This window comes from Roseicella frigidaeris (genome assembly GCF_003258945.1).
In the GTDB taxonomy this organism is placed as follows: Bacteria; Pseudomonadota; Alphaproteobacteria; order Acetobacterales; family Acetobacteraceae; genus Paracraurococcus; species Paracraurococcus frigidaeris.
Genome location: NZ_QLIX01000011.1, coordinates 1 through 16,321, shown reverse-complemented (window position 1 = coordinate 16,321; position 16,321 = coordinate 1). Strand labels below are relative to the sequence as shown.

Sequence of the window (16,321 nt, the reverse complement as noted above, 5' to 3'; positions counted from 1 at the left end):
GCGCGCCATCGAAGGATCCCCTTGCCCATGAAATTCTTCGTGGACACCGCCGAGGTGAGGGAGATCCGATCCCTCGCCGAGGCCGGCTTTGTGGACGGCGTCACCACCAACCCGAGCCTCATCGCCAAGTCAGGCCGCCCGATGGCCGAGGTGATCCGGGAGATCTGCTCGATCACCCCGGGCCCGGTCTCGGCCGAGGTGACCGCCACCGAATACGAGCCCATCCTGGCCGAGGGCCGGTACCTGCGCGACCTCGCGCCCAATGTCGCGGTGAAGGTGCCGCTGACCGAGGCCGGGCTGCGCGCCTGCCGCACCCTCTCGGGCGAGGGCACCATGGTCAACGTCACCCTCTGCTTCTCCCCCGCGCAGGCGCTGCTCGCCGCCAAGGCGGGCGCGACCTTCATCTCGCCCTTCGTCGGCCGCCTCGACGACATCGCCACCGACGGCATGCGGCTCATCGAAGACATCGTGAAAATATACCGCAATTATCCCCACCTTAAGACAGAAGTCCTGGTAGCGTCCATCCGCCACCCGGGGCACCTGGTCGCGGCCGCCAAGCTCGGCGCCGAGGTGGCGACCCTGCCCCCCGCCGTCATCCGCCAGCTCCTCCAGCATCCGCTGACCGACCGGGGGCTCGAGGCCTTCCTGGCGGATTGGCGCAAGACGGGCCAGAGCATCCTGTGACCGCGACCCTCCCCGGCGCCAGCGCCGAGGCCGACGCCGAGCTCGACCTGCCGAGCCCCGACGCGGTCGCCGCCTTCCTGCGATCCCATCCGGACTTCCTCGCCGAGCGGCCGGAGCTGTTCCGCAGCCTCTCCCCGCCGCGCCGCGTCCATGGCGAGCGCATCGCCGACCACATGGCGGCGATGCTGGCCGCCGAGCGCCGCCGCGTCCGCAGCCTCGAGGCCGAGGTGGACGCCGCCGTCATCGCCGGCCGCGCCGGCTACGGCCTGACCATCCGCGTCCGCCTCGCCGTGCTGGCCCTGATGCGCAGCACCGACGTCATCGAGACGGTGACGCAGGAGCTGCCGGCCCTGCTCGGCATCGAGACCTGCACCCTGCTCAGCGAGAAGCCGGACCGTCGCGGCGTGCTGCACCTGCCGCGCGGCACCGTGGCGCGGCTGATGGGGCCGGGCCGCGACGCGCTGGTGCGGCAGGCGCCGACCGAGACCGAGACCCTGCACGAGGAGGCGGCGCCGCTGGTCGCCCGCGACGCGCTGGTGCGGGTGCCGGTCTGGACCGGCACGCCGACCCTGCTCGCCCTCGGCGCGCGGGACCCGCAGGCGCTGCCGAACAAGCAGGCCATCGCCACCCTCGCCTTCCTCGGCCGCGCCGTCGCGGCCGCCCTGGCGCGCTAGGGGGAGACACCGCGGCATGCCGGGCGGCGCGCGGCGAGGCCGGCCGGGAGCCCCGGCGCGGCGCCCGTCCCCCGCTGCCGCCAGCCCCGCCGGACCGCCCGCCAGACCGCCCGCCGGGCCCTTGCCCGCCGCCTATGCCGGCCCGCCCGAGACCGGCGAGGCCGCCCGCCACCGCTTCCTCGACTGGCTGGCCCGCGAGCGCCGCGCCGCCGCCAACACCGTCGAGGCCTATGGCCGCGATCTCACGGATTTCCTGCGCTTCCTCGCCGGCCATCTCGGCGAGGAGCCTGGCCCCGCGGCGCTCGGCGCGCTGCGCGCCGCCGATCTCCGTGCCTTCCTCGCCGCCCGCGCCTCGGCCGGCGCCGGCGCCGCGACGCGCGCCCGCCAGCTTGCCGCCATCCGCGGCTTCCTCCGCTGGCTGGCCCGTGCCGAGGGCCGCGAGCCGCTGGCGCTCGCCACCATCCGCGGGCCGCGCCTGCCGCCCGCGGTGCCGCGCGCCCTGACCCCGGACCAGGCGCTGGAAGCCGCCGCCGGCGTCGGCCAGGCGCATGACCCGGCGCGCGCCGAGCGCCCGGCCGAGCAGGCGGCGCGCGACATCGCCCTGTTCACCTTGCTCTATGGCTGCGGTCTGCGCATCGCCGAGGCGCTCGCCCTTGATATCCGCGATGCGCCGCTGCCCGGCGGCGAGGCGGCGCTGCGCGTCACCGGCAAGGGCGGCAAGCCGCGGCTGGTGCCGGTGCTGCCGGCGGTGCGCCAGGCGATCGCCGACTACCTGGCGCTCCGCCCCGGCGCGCCGCCGGAGGCGCCGCTGTTCCTCGGCGCCCGCGGCGGCCGGCTCGATCCGGCGGTGGCGCAGAAGACGCTGCGCGACTGGCGCCGCCTCGCCGGCCTGCCGGAGCATGCGACGCCGCATGCGCTGCGCCACTCCTTCGCCACGCATCTGCTCGGCGGCGGCGCCGACCTGCGGGCGATCCAGGAATTGCTCGGCCATGCCAGCCTCTCCACCACCCAGCGCTACACCGCCGTCGATGCCGCCGGGCTGCTGGCCACCTGGCGGAAGGCGCATCCGCGCGCGGATTGACTCGCCCCGCGAAGCCGCCGCGCGTCTTCGCGGGGGCCCCGGGCTTCGCCTCGGGTCCGGGATGCGTCACGGCCTGCCGCGGCAGGGCACCGGGTGGCGACGGACGGCAAAGGGCGCTCCGGCCTTCCCCATGGCCACCCCGTCGCGCCCTGGGGCGTTCTGGCCTATGCTGGGCCACCCCATGCCCCAGACTGCGAGGACGCCCCGATGCGCGACGGCAAACTGACCGGCTATGCGCCGAAGCCCATCCCCGGCATCACGCCCGAGCAGCGGGTCGAGGTGGAGAGCCGCGCCGTGCCCTGCGACGGCGAGATCGGCCTCGCCGCCCTCGGCCATCCGCGGGTCTGGCTGCGCATGTCGCCCGGCGAGGAGCAGGTGACCTGCCCCTATTGCTCCATCACCTATGTGCTGAAGCCCGGCGCCGGGGATGACGGCCATCACTGAGGACGGCGCCGCGCCGCCCGAGGCCGAGCCGGCGCCCGCGGGCGACCGGCCCCGCGGCGGCGCCCTCGCCGGCGCGACCGCCGCCGCCGAGGCAGTGCCCGTCACCCTGCCCGGGGCGCGGCATCTCGTGCTCGTCGACGGCTCCGGCTACATCTTCCGCGCCTTCCACGCCCTGCCGCCGATGACCCGGCCGGACGGCACGCCGGTGAACGCCGTCTACGGCTTCACCCAGATGCTGAGCCGCTTCCTCACCGATCATCGCGGCAGCCACCTGGCCGTGGTCTTCGACGCCAGCCGCACCACCTTCCGCAACGAGATCTTCCCCGACTACAAGGCGCACCGCCCCGATCCGCCGCCCGAGCTGGTGCCGCAATTCGCCCTGATCCGCGAGGCGACCGCCGCCTTCGGCGTCGCCTGCATCGAGCAGCAGGGCTTCGAGGCGGACGACATGATCGCCGCCTATGCCCGGCAGTTCACCGCCGAGGGCGGCGAAGTGACGATCGTCTCCTCCGACAAGGACCTGATGCAGCTCGTGCGGCCGGGCGTGCAGATGCTCGACCCGATCAAGCAGAAGCCGATCCGCGAGGCCGAGGTCGAGGAGAAATTCGGCGTCCCCCCCGCGAAGGTGCCCGACGTCCAGGCGCTGGCCGGCGACCCGACCGACAACGTCCCTGGCGTGCCCGGCATCGGCATCAAGACCGCGGCGCAGCTCATCACCGAATATGGCGACCTCGAGACGCTGCTCGAGAAGGCGGGCGGCATCAAGCAGCCGAAGCGGCGCGAGGCGCTGGTCGGCCATGCCGACAAGGCCCGCCTCTCCAAGCGGCTGGTGACGCTCGACGAGGCCGCGCCGCTCACCCTGCCGGTGGAGGAGCTGGCGGTGCGGCCGCCGGAGCCGAGGACGCTCGCGCAATTCCTGCAGACCCAGGGCTTCCGCAGCGTGCTCGCCCGCATGGGGCTCGGCGAGGCGGCCGGCGATGCCGGGTCGCGGGCGCGGAACAGCGCGGTCGCCGCCCATGCCGCCGCGGCGGCCGCCACCCGCGCGGCCCCCGCCGAGCCCGATGCCGGCAAGGCGCCCTTCGGCCCCTATGAGACGGTGACGACGCTCGCCGCGCTCGAGCCCTGGATCGCCGAGGCGCGGGCGGCCGGCCTGGTCGCGCTCGACACCGAAACCGACAGCCTGAACGCGCTGCGGGCGCGGCTGGTCGGGATCTGCCTCGCCACCGCGCCGGGCCGCGCCTGCTACATCCCGCTCCGCCATGTCGCGCCGGGCAACCCGCAGGCCGACATGCTGAGCGAGCCGGTGGCGGCGCCGGAGCAGATCCCCTTCGATCAGGCGATCGAGGCGCTGCGGCCTCTGCTGACCGACCGCAGCGTGCTGAAGCTGCTGCAGAACGCCAAATACGATCTCGAGGTGCTCTGCCGCGCCGAGAATGGCGGCATCGCCGTCACGCCGGTCGACGACACCATGCTGATCTCCTACGCCCTCGAGGCGGGGCGGCACGGGCATGGCATGGACGAGCTCTCGGTGCTGCATCTCGGCCACAAGCCGATGGGCTTCGACGAGGTGACCGGCACCGGCCGCGCCCGCATCAGCTTCGACCGCGTGCCGCTCGACAAGGCCACGGCCTATGCCGCCGAGGATGCCGATGTCACGCTGCGGCTCTGGCAGGTGCTGAGGCCGCGGCTGCTGCCGGAGGGCGCTCTCGCCCTCTACGAGCAGGTGGAGCGGCGCATGGTCGCGGTGCTGCGCGACATGGAACTCGCCGGCATCAAGGTGGACGGCGCCGAGCTGGCCCGCATCGGCGAGGATTTCTCCGGCCGCATGGCGGCGCTGGAGCAGGAGATCCACGGCCTCGCCGGGCGGCCCTTCAATGTCGGCTCGCCGAAGCAGCTCGGCGAGATCCTGTTCGACGAGATGAAGCTGCCGGGCGGCAAGCGCAGCAAGGCCTCGGGCGCCTGGGGCACCGATGCCAGCGTGCTGGAGGAGCTTGCGGTCCAGGGCGTGCCGCTGGCCCGCAAGGTGCTGGACTGGCGGCAGCTCTCGAAGCTGAAATCCACCTATGTCGACGGGCTGACCGCGGCGATCGACCCGCGCGATGGCCGGGTGCACACGGATTTCGCCATGGCGGTCGCCGCCACGGGCCGGCTCTCCTCGACCGAGCCGAACCTGCAGAACATCCCGATCCGCACCGAGGAGGGCGCGCGCATCCGCCGCGCCTTCGTCGCCGAGGCGGGGCATCTGCTGCTCTCGGCCGATTACAGCCAGATCGAGCTGCGGCTGCTGGCGCATCTCGCCGATGTCCCGGCGCTGCGCGAGGCCTTCGAGAAGGGCGAGGACATCCACGCCCGCACCGCCGCCGACATCTTCCGCCTCGCCCCCGGCACGGTGGACCGCGAGGCGCGGCGGCGCGCCAAGACGATCAATTTCGGTATCATCTACGGCATGTCCGCCTTCGGCCTGGCCTCCCGCCTCGGCATCCCGCCGGTCGAGGCGCGCGGCATCATCGACGCCTATTTCGGCCAGTATCCCGGCATCCGCGACGCCATGGAGCGGCTGAAGGAGAAGGCGCGGCTGCAGGGCTACGTCTCCACCTCCTTCGGGCGGAAGCTGTGGATCCCCGATATCGGCGCCCGCGACATGGTGCGCCGCGCCGGCGCCGAGCGGGCGGCCATCAACGCCCCCTTCCAGGGCGGCGCGGCGGAGATCATCAAGCGCGCCATGGTGCGCGTGCCGGGCGCGCTGCGGGAGGCCGGCCTCTCCGGCCGCATGCTGCTGCAGGTGCATGACGAGCTGGTCTTCGAGGTGCCGGAGGCGGAGGTGGAGGCCACCGCCGCGCTGGTCCGCGCGGTGATGGAGGGGGTGGTGACGCTGCGCGTGCCGCTCGCGGTCGAGGTCGGCACCGGCCGGAGCTGGGCCGAGGCGCACTAGGTCATCCCCACGACGTCGCTGCGCGCCGTCGCGGGGGCCCCATGGAATCCCCTCCTGCCAGAGGGGCGTCACAGCCTGCCGCGGCGAAGCCGCGGCAGGGCAACGGACAGCGACGGCTTTGACAGGCGCCTCAAGCGGTCCCAGGACGCCACACAGTGTCGTGGAGCCGCCGTCAGATCAGTTGCGCGGCACCTGCGCCTCGACGCCGCCCGGCGGGCCGAGGCCATGGGCGGCGAGGCAGGTGCGGTAGGCCCGGTTCTCCGCGCGCCGCACCTCGCCCGCCAGGCGGTCGACATTCCACTGGTTGGACGGGTTCATCTGGCGGTTCAGCGCCAGCACCTCGGGGCTGTTGCGCGCCTCGGACCGGCAGGCCTCGTGCTGCGGCGTGTCCTCGTCGCGCGGGACCGGCGGGCCCGGCGGGCCGAACAGGCCGCAGGCCCCCAGCAGGACGAGCCCCGGCAGCAGAAAGGCCGGCAGACGCCTCATGGCACCCGACTCATGCCTGGGCGATCCAGTCCTCGATCAGCCGCCGGGCGATCGAATCGGCGCGCGGCAGGGCGAAGCCATGGGCGGACGGGTTGCGGATCTCCTCCCGGCTGAACCAGCGGGCGTCGCGCAACTCCGTCTCGTCGATGGTGATGGCCTCCGAGAGGCCCTCGGCATGGAAGCCGAGCATGATCGAGGAGGGGAAGGGCCAGGGCTGCGAGGAGTGGTAGTGCACCTCGCCGACCACGATGCCGGATTCCTCAAGCACCTCGCGCCGCACCGCCTCCTCCAGGCTCTCGCCCGGCTCCACGAAGCCCGCGAGGGTCGAGTACATGGTGCTGTTCGGGAAGCGCTGCGAATGGCCGAGCAGGCAATGCCCCTCCCGCACCACCAGCATGATCACCGCCGGGTCGGTGCGCGGGAAATGCTGCGCCCGGCAATTGCTGCAGACCATCACATGGCCGGCCGAGCGCGCCTCGCAGCCATGGCCGCAGACGCCGCAGAAGCGGTGCTTGGTGCGCCAGTGCATCAGGCCGCGGGCATGGGCGAGGACGCTCGCCTCCCCCGGCGGCAGCAGGCCGGCGACGGCACGGAGATCGGTGAAGCTGCCCATGGCATCGGGCAGCAGCGGCAGCGGGTCCTCCGCCTGCGAGCAGTCGACCGTGAAGACCGGCCGCCCCTCCCACAGGCCGAGGAAGGCCCAGGGGCCGCCCGCCATGCGCATCGCCTCGGCGGCGGCGCCGGTGATCAGCACCGCCTCCGGCTGGCCCTCCTGCACGCCCTTCATCAGGCTGCGGCTGCGCCAGACCGGGGCGAAGAGCGTCCCGGGATCGGTGAGGGCGGCGGCGATCCAGGCGGCGTCCTCGCGCCGGGTCGCGGCGCGGTCGAGGGGGCTGCCCGTATAGGCGTTCGGCCGGCTGGCGGGGATGGAGAGCATGGGAACCGGACCCTGCCATGCGCGACCCCGGCCGGCAACCGGGGCGCGCCGGCCGGTCGTTCCGCCCCCCTCCATTGTGTTGGGGGTGGGGGGACATGCTATAGGTGCCGGCGGAAGGTCGGCGCGGACGGGCTCCTCGCCAACCCGGTCAGGTCCGGAAGGAAGCAGCCGTAACGGGTTCTTGCCCGGGTCGTTTGTCGGCCTTCCACCGTCCTCACGGGGCGCGCCGCCCCGCTCTCGCCTTGGCCCGGCGGGCCCTCCGGCCGGCAGGACAGGCCAGCAGGAACCCGCCGCCCCGATGCCCTCCTCCCTCTTCGGCCAGACCGGGACGCCAGATGCCCCCGCCGAGGAGTCGCTGCCCGCGCCGCCGCCGCCCGAGGGCCCCGGCCTGTTCGGTGACGCGCTCGCGCCCGCCCCGGCGGCCGCGCCCGCCCCGGCGGCGCCCGCACCGGCGCCCAGCCCGGCGCCGCCGCTCGCGCCCGAGCCCGCCGCCACGCCCTACCGGGTGCTCGCCCGGAAATACCGCCCCAGCAGCTTCGCCGAGCTGATCGGCCAGGAGGCGCTGGTCCGCACGCTGCGCAATGCCTTCGCGCAGAACCGCGTGGCGCATGCCTTCATGCTCACCGGCGTGCGCGGCGTCGGCAAGACGACGACCGCCCGCATCATCGCCCGCGCCCTCAACTGCATCGGGCCGGACGGCACCGGCGGGCCGACGCCCGAGCCCTGCGGCGTCTGCGCCGAATGCCGCGCCATCCTCGCCGACCGCCACCCGGACGTGCAGGAGCTCGACGCCGCCTCCAACAACGGCATCGACGACGTGCGGGAGCTGCGCGAGCGCCTGCGCTACCGCCCCGCCCAGGGTCGCTTCAAGGTCATCATCCTCGACGAGGTCCACATGCTCTCGACGGCGGCGTTCAACGCGCTGCTGAAGACGCTGGAAGAGCCGCCGGCGCAGGTGAAATTCATGCTGGCGACCACCGAGTTGCGGAAGGTCCCGGCGACCATCCTCTCGCGCTGCCAGACCTTCCACCTCAAGCGCGTGCCGCAGGAGGTGCTGCGGGCGCATTTCGCCGGCATCGCCGGGAAGGAGCGGGTGGCGATCGAGCCGGAGGCGCTGGCCATGCTGGCGCGCGCCGCCGATGGCTCGGTGCGCGACGGGCTCTCGCTGCTCGACCAGGCGATCGCGCTCGGCGGGCCGGAGGGCAGCGTCACCGCCGAGGCGGTGCGCGACATGCTCGGCCTCGCCGACCGCGCCCTGGTGCTCGACCTGATGCAGGCCGTGATGGCGGGCGACATGCCGGCCGCCCTCGGCCTGATGGACCGCGCGCATGAGCGCGGCGCCGATCCGGCGGTGGTGCTGCAGGACCTGCTGGAGCTGACCCATACCCTGACACGGCTGAAGAGCGTGCCGGCGCTGCGCGACGATCCCGCCCTCACCGAGGGCGAGCGGACCCGCGGCGCGGCGCTCGCCGACAGCCTCGCCATCCCGGTGCTCGGCCGCGCCTGGCAGATGCTGCTGAAGGGGCTCGGCGAGGTGAACGAGGCGCCGGACCGGCGCGCCGCGGCCGAGATGGTGCTGATCCGGCTGGCGCATGTCGCCGAGCTGCCGACACCGGGCGACCTGGTGCGGCGCCTGGCCGAGGGCGGCGCCCTGCCGGCCGGCGCGCCCCGCCCTAGTGGACAGCCGAACGGCCATGGCGGCGGGCTGCGTGCCATTGGCGGCGGCGGCGCCCTGGCCGCGGCGGTGGCCGCGCCGGCCGATGCCGCCCCGACCTCCTGGCGCGAGGTCGTCGCCCTCGCCTCCGGCCGCAAGCCGATGCTGCACGCGCATCTCGTCCACAGCGTGCATCCGGTGCGGGTGACGCCGGGGCGACTCGAGCTGCGCCCCCTTCCGGCCGCGCCGCGCGACCTGGCCGGGCAGCTCGGCGCCCTGCTGCAGGAGGCGACGGGGCAGCGCTGGACCATCGCCCTCAGCCAGGCGGAGGGCGAGCCGACGCTCGCCGATCAGGGCCGCGCCGCCGAGGCCAGCCGCCGCGCCGTGGCGCAGAGCCATCCGCTGGTGCAGGCGGTGCTCGCCGCCTTCCCCGGCAGCAGCATCGAGGCGGTGCGGGATGCGACGGCGGATGCCTATGGGCTGGGCGGCGCCATGACCCCGGCGGCCTCCGCCGAGGAGCTGCCGGAGGCCGAGCCGGGCGACATCCCGCCGACCGAGCTGGAAGAACCGGCCGGCTATGACGATGTTCCACCTCCTGACGAGGAGCGATAGGCCGAGGCCATGAAGAATCTGGGCAACATGCTGAAGCAGGCGCAGCAGATGCAGGCGCGCATGCAGGAGATGCAGGCCAAGCTGGAGGCCACCGTGGTGGAGGGCCAGTCGGGCGCCGGCATGGTGAAGGTCTCGCTCTCCGGCAAGGGCGACCTGAAGCGCGTCGCCATCGACCCCAGCCTGATGAGCGCCGATGAGCGCGAGGTGCTGGAAGACCTGCTGGTGGCGGCGCATGCCGATGCCAAGCAGAAGGTCGAGGCGCAGATGGCCGAGGAGATGCAGAAGGCGACCGCCGGGCTGAACCTGCCGGGCGGGCTGCCCGGCGGCCTGAAGCTGCCCTTCTGACCGCATCCGCGCCGCCGGGCCCGCCCGGCGCGGCGGCCCCGGCATGGCGACCGACCCGAACCCCATCGAGCATCTGATCGGGCTGCTGGCGCGGCTGCCCGGCCTCGGCCGGCGCAGCGCCCGGCGGGCGGTGCTGCGGATGCTGATGCAGCCCGAGCAGGCGATGCTGCCGCTGGCCGAGGCGCTGCGGGCGGCGGCGGCGGCGGTGCAGCCCTGCCGGATCTGCGGCAACCTCGATGCGGTCAACCCGTGCGCCATCTGCCGCGACCCGCAGCGCGACCAGGGGCTGATCTGCGTGGTGGAGGGCGTCTCCGAGCTCTGGGCGCTGGAGCGGGCGCATGCCCATCGCGGCCTCTACCACGTGCTGGGCGGCACGCTCTCGGCGCTGGGCGGCATCGGGCCGGAGGACCTCGCCGTGCGGCCGCTGCTCGGGCGGATCGAGGGCGCCGCCGAGCCGGTGCGGGAGGTGATCCTCGCCCTGCCGGCGACGGTCGATGGCGCGACGACGGCGCATTACCTGACCGACCGGCTGCGGCCGACCGGGGTGCAGGTGACCCGGCTGGCCCAGGGCGTGCCGATCGGCGGCGCCCTCGACGTGCTGGACGAGGGCACGCTGGCGGCGGCGCTGAAGGCGCGCCGGGCGGTCTGACGCCGGCGGGCCGACCATCGGCGCGGGGCGCCGCGGCCGGACGCCCCCGATACCCGCGCGTTGCGCGCCCCCCAGGCATGAAACGGGCAACCAATTCCGGCTCTATCCGTGGGACGTCCGTGGATCGAGATGGCGGGTGTCGCGCCCTGATCGTCGCGCCGCCGCCGCGAAAGGGTCAGGTTGCTGCGCATGCGTTCCGAGAATTTCGACCCCTCCCCCTATGCCGGCTTCCTGATGCGCAAGCTGCTCCGCCCCTGCGGCGGCAGCCCGAGCGGGCCGATCCAGGCCGTTGCCGAGACCGAGCTGCAGATGGACGGCGACACCTGGGTCTGGACCGACGACAACGCCAAGGTCGTCGAGATGCTCGCGCGCCCGGCCTTCTGGCGGGCCTATCCGCAGCAGGCGCTGGAGATCCTACGCTTCCTGCACGGCATGTGCGAGGCGCCCTTCGTCTTCCGCCGGATCAGCGCGCCGCGGCTGTCACGCACCTCCGGCACCGCCGAGGACGGCCGCTACGTGCATTCCATGATGCATGTGGGCGTCCGGCTGAAGCAGGGCACCGTGATGCTCGGCATCCGCTTCCACGATGCGCGAACAGCGGAGAACCTGTTCCTCACCGGCAACTACGTGCATTTCGGCCATCGCGGCAAGCCCTATACGCTCGATGTCGAGGACGCCATCGCCGAGGTCAGCGGCCGCGAGGAGAAGGGCGTCCTCGTCGCCCACCACGGCAGCGACCTGCGCTTCTCGCCCGACGGCGCGCCGCAGCCGCTCGGCCGCATCACCTACACCTACCGCATCGATGCCCGCACCATGCTCGTGCAGGTCGAGGCCGCGCTCGAGATCGCGCCGGGCGTCGAGATCGAGGACGTCATCCTCACCATCGGCCACGACAATCTCAGCCATGGCCGCAACAACGTGCATTACGGCCGCGTCGGCATCCTCTCGCCGGCCGGTGCGGTCGCCTGGCACGTGGCCGACAAGGACGGCAACGTCACGCTGCCGGCGACCGGCGCCGAATATTACAGCCTGGCGCAGGAGGAGATGCGCGGCTTCGCCCTCGGCGTGCATACCCGCTCCCTCACGCCGGGGAATCTGCACGAGCTGCGCGTGGTGCAGAAGCAGAAGCGGCTGCACTGGGTGGTCGCCGCCTATCGATTCCCTGGGGCGCATCGCGGCACCCGGCTGGTCGCGGCCGAGGACAAGCTGCTCACCGCCGGTGGCTTCTACGACGAAGCCGCCGAGTATCTGCGCCTGATGCGGCAGGCCTCCGACATGCCGCCTGACGCCTGGCCGCGCGATCTCTCGATCTCCTACGACTACGGCGTGGAGATCAATGCCTTCGCCAAGGCCCATGCGATGTTCGCCTCCGGCGAGGTGGAGGCGCCGCCGGGCCTTGCCGACGAGATGCGGCGCATGACCGACCGCTACCTCGAGGTCTACGATGCCCAATTCGTGAGGGCCTTCTGGGATGGCAAGAACACGGTGTTCTGCCGCCAACTCGCCTTCGTCATCCTCGCGGTCGCGACCATGATGCGGTCGACGGGCGAGGAGCAGTACCGCAAGCGCCTCGCCGACCTGGTCGAGGTGCTGCTGCAATTCCAGGTGACGCTGCCCGGCGACATCGCCGGGCCGGAGACCGGCTTCCTGATGGGCGTGCGCAGCGTCCGCGACATGCATGTCGACTGCCAGAGCGCCGCGCTCCTCGCCCTCATCCATGCCGCGCCCTGGCTGCCGGACGAGCGGATCGCGGCGGCGATCGACCGTGGGCTCAATGCCTATGCGCTGGTCACGGGCCGGTTCATGTGGGCGGAGAAGCCGCGTAAGGTCGATACCGTCGGCATTCACTGGAAGGATGGCGGCGGCAAGCCGCGCCTGAGCATGGCGTTCTGGAATTTCCATGCCGGCCTGACCCTGCGCATGCTGCGCGCCCTGCGGCAGAGCCCGGTCGTGACGCTGCGGAGCATCGAGGCGCGCCATGCCGACAGGCTGGACATGATCGAGACCGTGCTGCTCCGCCAGCTCGCACGGGCCACGCAGGCGCGCGAGGAGGGGCTCGAGGTACGCTGCTCCTCGCTCTCGGCCGAGACCAATTCCGAAACCCAGCCCTGGGTGGTCCTCGGCTTCGTCGGGAACCCGCATGATTAGGAAACCGTAAGGCGGAGCCTGCACACCGTGTTGCCTCCTGCGGGCCAACCCCGTGGGAGGCGGACAACGGTGCCGGGAAACGCAGGCCAATGAGTTTCAGCCCCCATCTCGATCTCGACGACGCCGTGCGCCAGCAGGGCGGCAAGGTGCCCCTCACCTGGGCCCGCGTCGTCAGCCGCGGCATCGCCAATCTCGGCGACGTCGCCAGCCCCGTCGTCGTCGGGGCGATCAGTGGCTGCGCCTCGATCCACACCCCGCATGCCAGCCACGGAACCCGGCTGGCCGCGATCGGCACGATCGGCCAGGACGCGAAATGGGGCACGGTGCATTTCTGGGGCACCGGCGTCGACGCCAAGATCCGCAGCTTCGGCAACCGATCGGCCGGCTTCGCGGCGGCGCCGCACACGCGCTATATCGTGCATGCGACGCGTGGCCCGAACAGCCGCCGTACGCTGCTGCAGGCCGGCATCCCCGCCCCGCCCATCTATGGCGACGGCGCCTGGTTCCTGCCGCGCATCATAGCCCGGCCGTCGAGGCCGCCGACGCATGAGCTCGGTGTCATCGTGCACATCTCGGAACTCGACAAGATCGCCCTCGATGCGCGCACCGATCATCCCCGCTACCGCGGCGGCGAGGCCGATGGCGTGAAGATCATCTCGACGCTGCATGAGGCGAGCTGGGCCGGCTTCCACGGCAAGCTGGTGGAGATCCTCTCCTGCCGGCGCATCGTCAGCGTCAGCCTGCACGGTCTCATCATCGCCGAGACCTACGGCATCCCCTGCCTGCCCTTCCCCTTCACGGGCCAGGGCGAGATCCGCTCCGACCTGGAGGCCGGCGAGGTCGATCATCGCTTCGCGGATTTCTACCGGGGCGCCGGCCGCAGCCATCTGCCAGGGATCGCGCAGCAGCGGCACGAGACGACGCGCTGGGATCAGGTGATCCGGTCCGTCAACCGTCTCTGGTCGCCGCTCGCCCCACCGCGGCTCGACAGCTTCTTCGAGGCCTTTCCGCTGGCCCAGAAGGTCGGCTTCGATCAGGCGCAATGGCCCCTGCCCGAAGCCTTGCTGACGCAACTCGCCTGGCAGTGAAGGCGCCGCAATGACGAATGCCGCCACGGGCCGATCTCCATCCCGCGGCGGCATCCAGGGTCACTCAGCAAGAAGGATCAATGGGCCGGCTGGCGGGCAGCGCGCCAGCGCCGCCCAGGTCCAGCCGAAACCGACCCCTCTCAGCGATTCGGGTCGACCGCGTCGCGCACCTTGTCCTTGGCGCCACCGACGGTGTTCTGCACCTTGCCCTCGGCCTTGTCGGCCTTGCCCTCGGCCTGGAGCTTGGTGTCGCCGGTCACCTTGCCGGCCATGTCCTTCACGGCGCCCTTCACCTGCTTGGCGGCGCCCTCGATCCGGTCCTTGTCCATGGCAGATCCTCCGTCCGCCTCCGCAATTCGCGGCGGCTTCTGGCAGGGGAAACGCGGCCGCGGGCGCCAGGGTTGCCGGTGCCGCCCCTCCGCCTCGATTGCGAAATGTCGCGATGCGTCGCCCCGCTCCCTCACATCAGCCAGGCGAAGGCCCGCCGCAGCCGCGCCGCGCCATCCTCGGCGAACCAGGCGCCATGGGCGAAGATCACCCGCCGCGGCGCCAGCTCCAGCAGCCGCTGCAGGGCTGCGCGGTTGCGGCGGCGGTGCCGGAGCAGCAGCAGCCGGACATGCAGCGGCGTCCCACCGTCCGGGGCTGCCGCGCCGAGCAGTCGCGGCAGCCAGCCGAGGCCTCGCGGCAGCTGCGCCGGCGCCATGGCCTGCACCGTGTCGGTGAGGATGAGGCTGCCGCTCGCCCGGTGATGGAAGGCGATCTCGACGAAGCCCAGCCCCTCCAGCATCGCCTGGTCGATCTGCCCGGCCCAGTCGGGCGCCGGGACCGGCCCGAGCACGCCATGCGCCCGCAGCGCCACGCCCTGCCGCGCCGCCCGCGCGACCACGCCCGGCGCCGCCCAGAGCCGCGCCACCGGAAAGGCGGCCTGCCAGCCCGGCAGATGCGTCCAATGCGCCGTGCCGGGCGCGACGAGGTGACGGACGGGCCCGATCGCCTGCAAGGCCGAAGCGAGGTCCGCCCCGTAGGGCACCGGCGAATGCAGCCAAAGCCCGCCACCGGCGAGGCGCAGCACGGTCATCCGCAAAGGGATGGGCAGGCCGAGCACGCGCTGCGGCCCGCCCTCCACCAGCCAGAGATCGGCCGCGATGGGCTGCGGCAGCGCCCTGTGGACGGCCCCCTGCATCAGGGCGGCGTCAGCACGCCGACCGTGGCGCCCGCCATGCAGCAGGCGATGCTGGCGGCGACGAGGCTCGGCAGGCCGAGCGCGGTGATCTCCGCCCGCCGCTCCGGGCAGAGCGCCGCCATGCCGGTGACCATGATCCCGACCGAGGCGAAGTTGGTGAAGCCGCAGAGCGCGTAGGTGAGGATGATGCGTGAGCGCTCGGAGAGGCCGGCGCCGCCGGACGCCGCGAGCTGCAGGTAGCTGACGAACTCGTTCACCACCACCTTGATGCCGAGGCTCTGCCCGACCGTCGCGCATTCCTCGGCCGGCACGCCCATCGCCCAGGCCAGCGGCCAGAAGACAAAGCCGGCGATCCGCTCCAGCGTCAGGCCGGTCAGCGGCTCGAGCATGGCGTTCAGCAGCGCCACCAGCGCCACGAAGACGATGAGCGAGGCCATGATGCCGAGCAGCAATTGCAGCCCGTCGGCGGTGCCGCGCACCAGCGCGTCCATGGTGCTGTCGTAGAGTCGCGGCATCGCGCCCTCCGGCGCCGCCGCCCCCGGCACGGCCTCCTCGGGCCGCATCAGCAGGGCGGCGAGGATGGCGGCGGGCGCCGCGATCAGGCTCGCGGTCAGCAATTGGCCGGCGGCGTCGGGCACCACCGGCGCGATCATCGTCGCATAGACCACCAGCATGTTGCCCGAGATGGTGGCGAGGCCGGCGACCATGGTGACGAAGAGCTCCGCCCGGGTCAGCGTGCCGAGCCAGGGCCGGATCAGCAGCGGCGCCTCCACCATGCCGACGAAGACATTGGCGGCGACCGAGAGGTTGCAGGCGCCGGAGAGGCCGAAGAGACGGCGCAGCCCGCCCGCCAGCAGATCCACCACCCGGGGCAGCACCCGCCAGTGATAGAGCACCGCCGAGAGCGCCCCGACCAGCAGGATCAGCGGCAGCGCCTGGAAGAAGAGGATGAAGCTGCCGCCCGGCACGGTCTCGGCGAAGGGCAGCGGCCCGCCGCCGAGATAGCCGAAGACCAGGCTGGTGCCGGCCCGCGTCGCCCGCGCCAGCGCCTCCACCGCATCGCCCACCGCGGCGAAGCCGGCGCGGAGCGGCGGGATGTGCAGCAACGCCCCGGCGAGGAGGAGCTGGCCGAGCAGCCCCGCCACCACCACCCGCGCCCGCACGCCGCGCCGGCAGCCGCCGCAGGCCCAGGCCAGCAGGCAGAGCAGCGGCAGGCCGAGCAGCGCCTGGAGTTGCAGCAGGCTCATACCAACGACCGTTGATGGTGACCCATCAACGGTCCCCATGGGCAGTCCCCTTGGCGCCGGGCGCGAACCTCCGGTTCGCTTGTGTCTTTGGCGCTGGGATAGAGACTTGGGCGCCGCCGGCTGGGGGCGCGCCCCCAGCCGGCGGACTGTCCGGGAG

The 16,321-nt window shown here is 73.1% G+C and carries 15 protein-coding genes and 1 other RNA gene; 11 read left to right on the top strand and 5 right to left on the bottom strand.

The window, feature by feature from the left end:
- Positions 1 to 27: 27 nt before the first annotated feature.
- The 5 genes from fsa to polA all read left to right on the top strand — a co-directional run bounded on the left by fsa (position 28) and on the right by polA (position 5,815).
- Complete coding sequence (gene fsa / locus DOO78_RS15160) at positions 28 to 684, top strand: fructose-6-phosphate aldolase (protein WP_111470705.1); 657 nt, start codon at positions 28 to 30, stop codon at positions 682 to 684.
- Positions 681 to 1,358 carry a DUF484 family protein gene (locus DOO78_RS15155; RefSeq protein ID WP_165838910.1) on the top strand — a complete coding sequence of 226 codons (678 nt, stop codon included), beginning with the start codon at positions 681 to 683 and terminating at the stop codon, positions 1,356 to 1,358. The genes fsa and DOO78_RS15155 overlap by 4 nt, the downstream gene beginning before the upstream one ends.
- 121 nt (positions 1,359 to 1,479) lie before the next feature.
- Positions 1,480 to 2,439, top strand: coding sequence for a tyrosine recombinase XerC (locus DOO78_RS15150; RefSeq protein WP_243634565.1), 960 nt, complete (start codon positions 1,480 to 1,482; stop codon positions 2,437 to 2,439).
- Between the two features lie 207 nt (positions 2,440 to 2,646).
- Positions 2,647 to 2,883, top strand: coding sequence for a zinc-finger domain-containing protein (locus DOO78_RS15145; RefSeq protein ID WP_111470702.1), 237 nt, complete (start codon positions 2,647 to 2,649; stop codon positions 2,881 to 2,883).
- Positions 2,867 to 5,815, top strand: coding sequence for a DNA polymerase I (gene polA, locus DOO78_RS15140; RefSeq protein WP_111470701.1), 2,949 nt, complete (start codon positions 2,867 to 2,869; stop codon positions 5,813 to 5,815). The genes DOO78_RS15145 and polA overlap by 17 nt, the downstream gene beginning before the upstream one ends.
- 177 nt (positions 5,816 to 5,992) lie before the next feature.
- On the opposite strand, the gene DOO78_RS15135 is transcribed toward polA, so the two are convergent.
- Together DOO78_RS15135 and nudC are read right to left on the bottom strand one after the other, a co-directional pair.
- Entirely contained in the window at positions 5,993 to 6,301 is a 309-nt protein-coding gene (locus DOO78_RS15135) for a phosphoribosylamine--glycine ligase (RefSeq protein WP_111470700.1), read from the bottom strand.
- A 10-nt stretch (positions 6,302 to 6,311) separates the two neighbouring features.
- Positions 6,312 to 7,238 (bottom strand): NAD(+) diphosphatase, encoded by a 927-nt coding sequence (gene nudC, locus DOO78_RS15130; RefSeq protein ID WP_111470699.1) that lies wholly within the window; start codon positions 7,236 to 7,238, stop codon positions 6,312 to 6,314.
- Positions 7,239 to 7,350: 112 nt separating this feature from the next.
- On the opposite strand from nudC, the gene ffs reads away from it, so the two are divergent.
- The 6 genes from ffs to DOO78_RS15100 all read left to right on the top strand — a co-directional run bounded on the left by ffs (position 7,351) and on the right by DOO78_RS15100 (position 13,734).
- Positions 7,351 to 7,448, top strand: an RNA gene (gene ffs, locus DOO78_RS15125) — signal recognition particle sRNA small type.
- 88 nt (positions 7,449 to 7,536) lie between these two features.
- Positions 7,537 to 9,504: a DNA polymerase III subunit gamma/tau gene (locus DOO78_RS15120; protein ID WP_111470698.1), complete on the top strand. Its 1,968-nt coding sequence runs from the start codon at positions 7,537 to 7,539 to the stop codon at positions 9,502 to 9,504.
- 9 nt (positions 9,505 to 9,513) lie between these two features.
- On the top strand, positions 9,514 to 9,849 hold the full coding sequence (locus DOO78_RS15115; RefSeq protein ID WP_111470697.1) for a YbaB/EbfC family nucleoid-associated protein: 336 nt from the start codon (positions 9,514 to 9,516) through the stop codon (positions 9,847 to 9,849).
- 43 nt (positions 9,850 to 9,892) lie between these two features.
- On the top strand, positions 9,893 to 10,498 hold the full coding sequence (gene recR / locus DOO78_RS15110) for a recombination mediator RecR (RefSeq protein ID WP_111470696.1): 606 nt from the start codon (positions 9,893 to 9,895) through the stop codon (positions 10,496 to 10,498).
- 189 nt (positions 10,499 to 10,687) lie between these two features.
- Positions 10,688 to 12,646, top strand: coding sequence for a hypothetical protein (locus tag DOO78_RS15105; protein ID WP_128080064.1), 1,959 nt, complete (start codon positions 10,688 to 10,690; stop codon positions 12,644 to 12,646).
- Positions 12,647 to 12,735: 89 nt separating this feature from the next.
- Complete coding sequence (locus tag DOO78_RS15100; RefSeq protein ID WP_111470694.1) at positions 12,736 to 13,734, top strand: polysaccharide pyruvyl transferase family protein; 999 nt, start codon at positions 12,736 to 12,738, stop codon at positions 13,732 to 13,734.
- A gap of 140 nt (positions 13,735 to 13,874) precedes the next feature.
- On the opposite strand, the gene DOO78_RS15095 is transcribed toward DOO78_RS15100, so the two are convergent.
- The 3 genes from DOO78_RS15095 to DOO78_RS15085 form a co-directional block, all read right to left on the bottom strand.
- Positions 13,875 to 14,063 (bottom strand): CsbD family protein, encoded by a 189-nt coding sequence (locus tag DOO78_RS15095; RefSeq protein ID WP_111470693.1) that lies wholly within the window; start codon positions 14,061 to 14,063, stop codon positions 13,875 to 13,877.
- Positions 14,064 to 14,194: 131 nt separating this feature from the next.
- A complete protein-coding gene (locus DOO78_RS15090) occupies positions 14,195 to 14,917 on the bottom strand; it encodes a DUF4336 domain-containing protein (protein WP_111470692.1) in 723 nt (240 codons plus the stop codon).
- Complete coding sequence (locus DOO78_RS15085) at positions 14,917 to 16,164, bottom strand: NupC/NupG family nucleoside CNT transporter (protein ID WP_207802919.1); 1,248 nt, start codon at positions 16,162 to 16,164, stop codon at positions 14,917 to 14,919. Before DOO78_RS15085 ends, DOO78_RS15090 begins: the two co-directional genes overlap by 1 nt.
- Positions 16,165 to 16,321 lie beyond the last annotated feature (157 nt).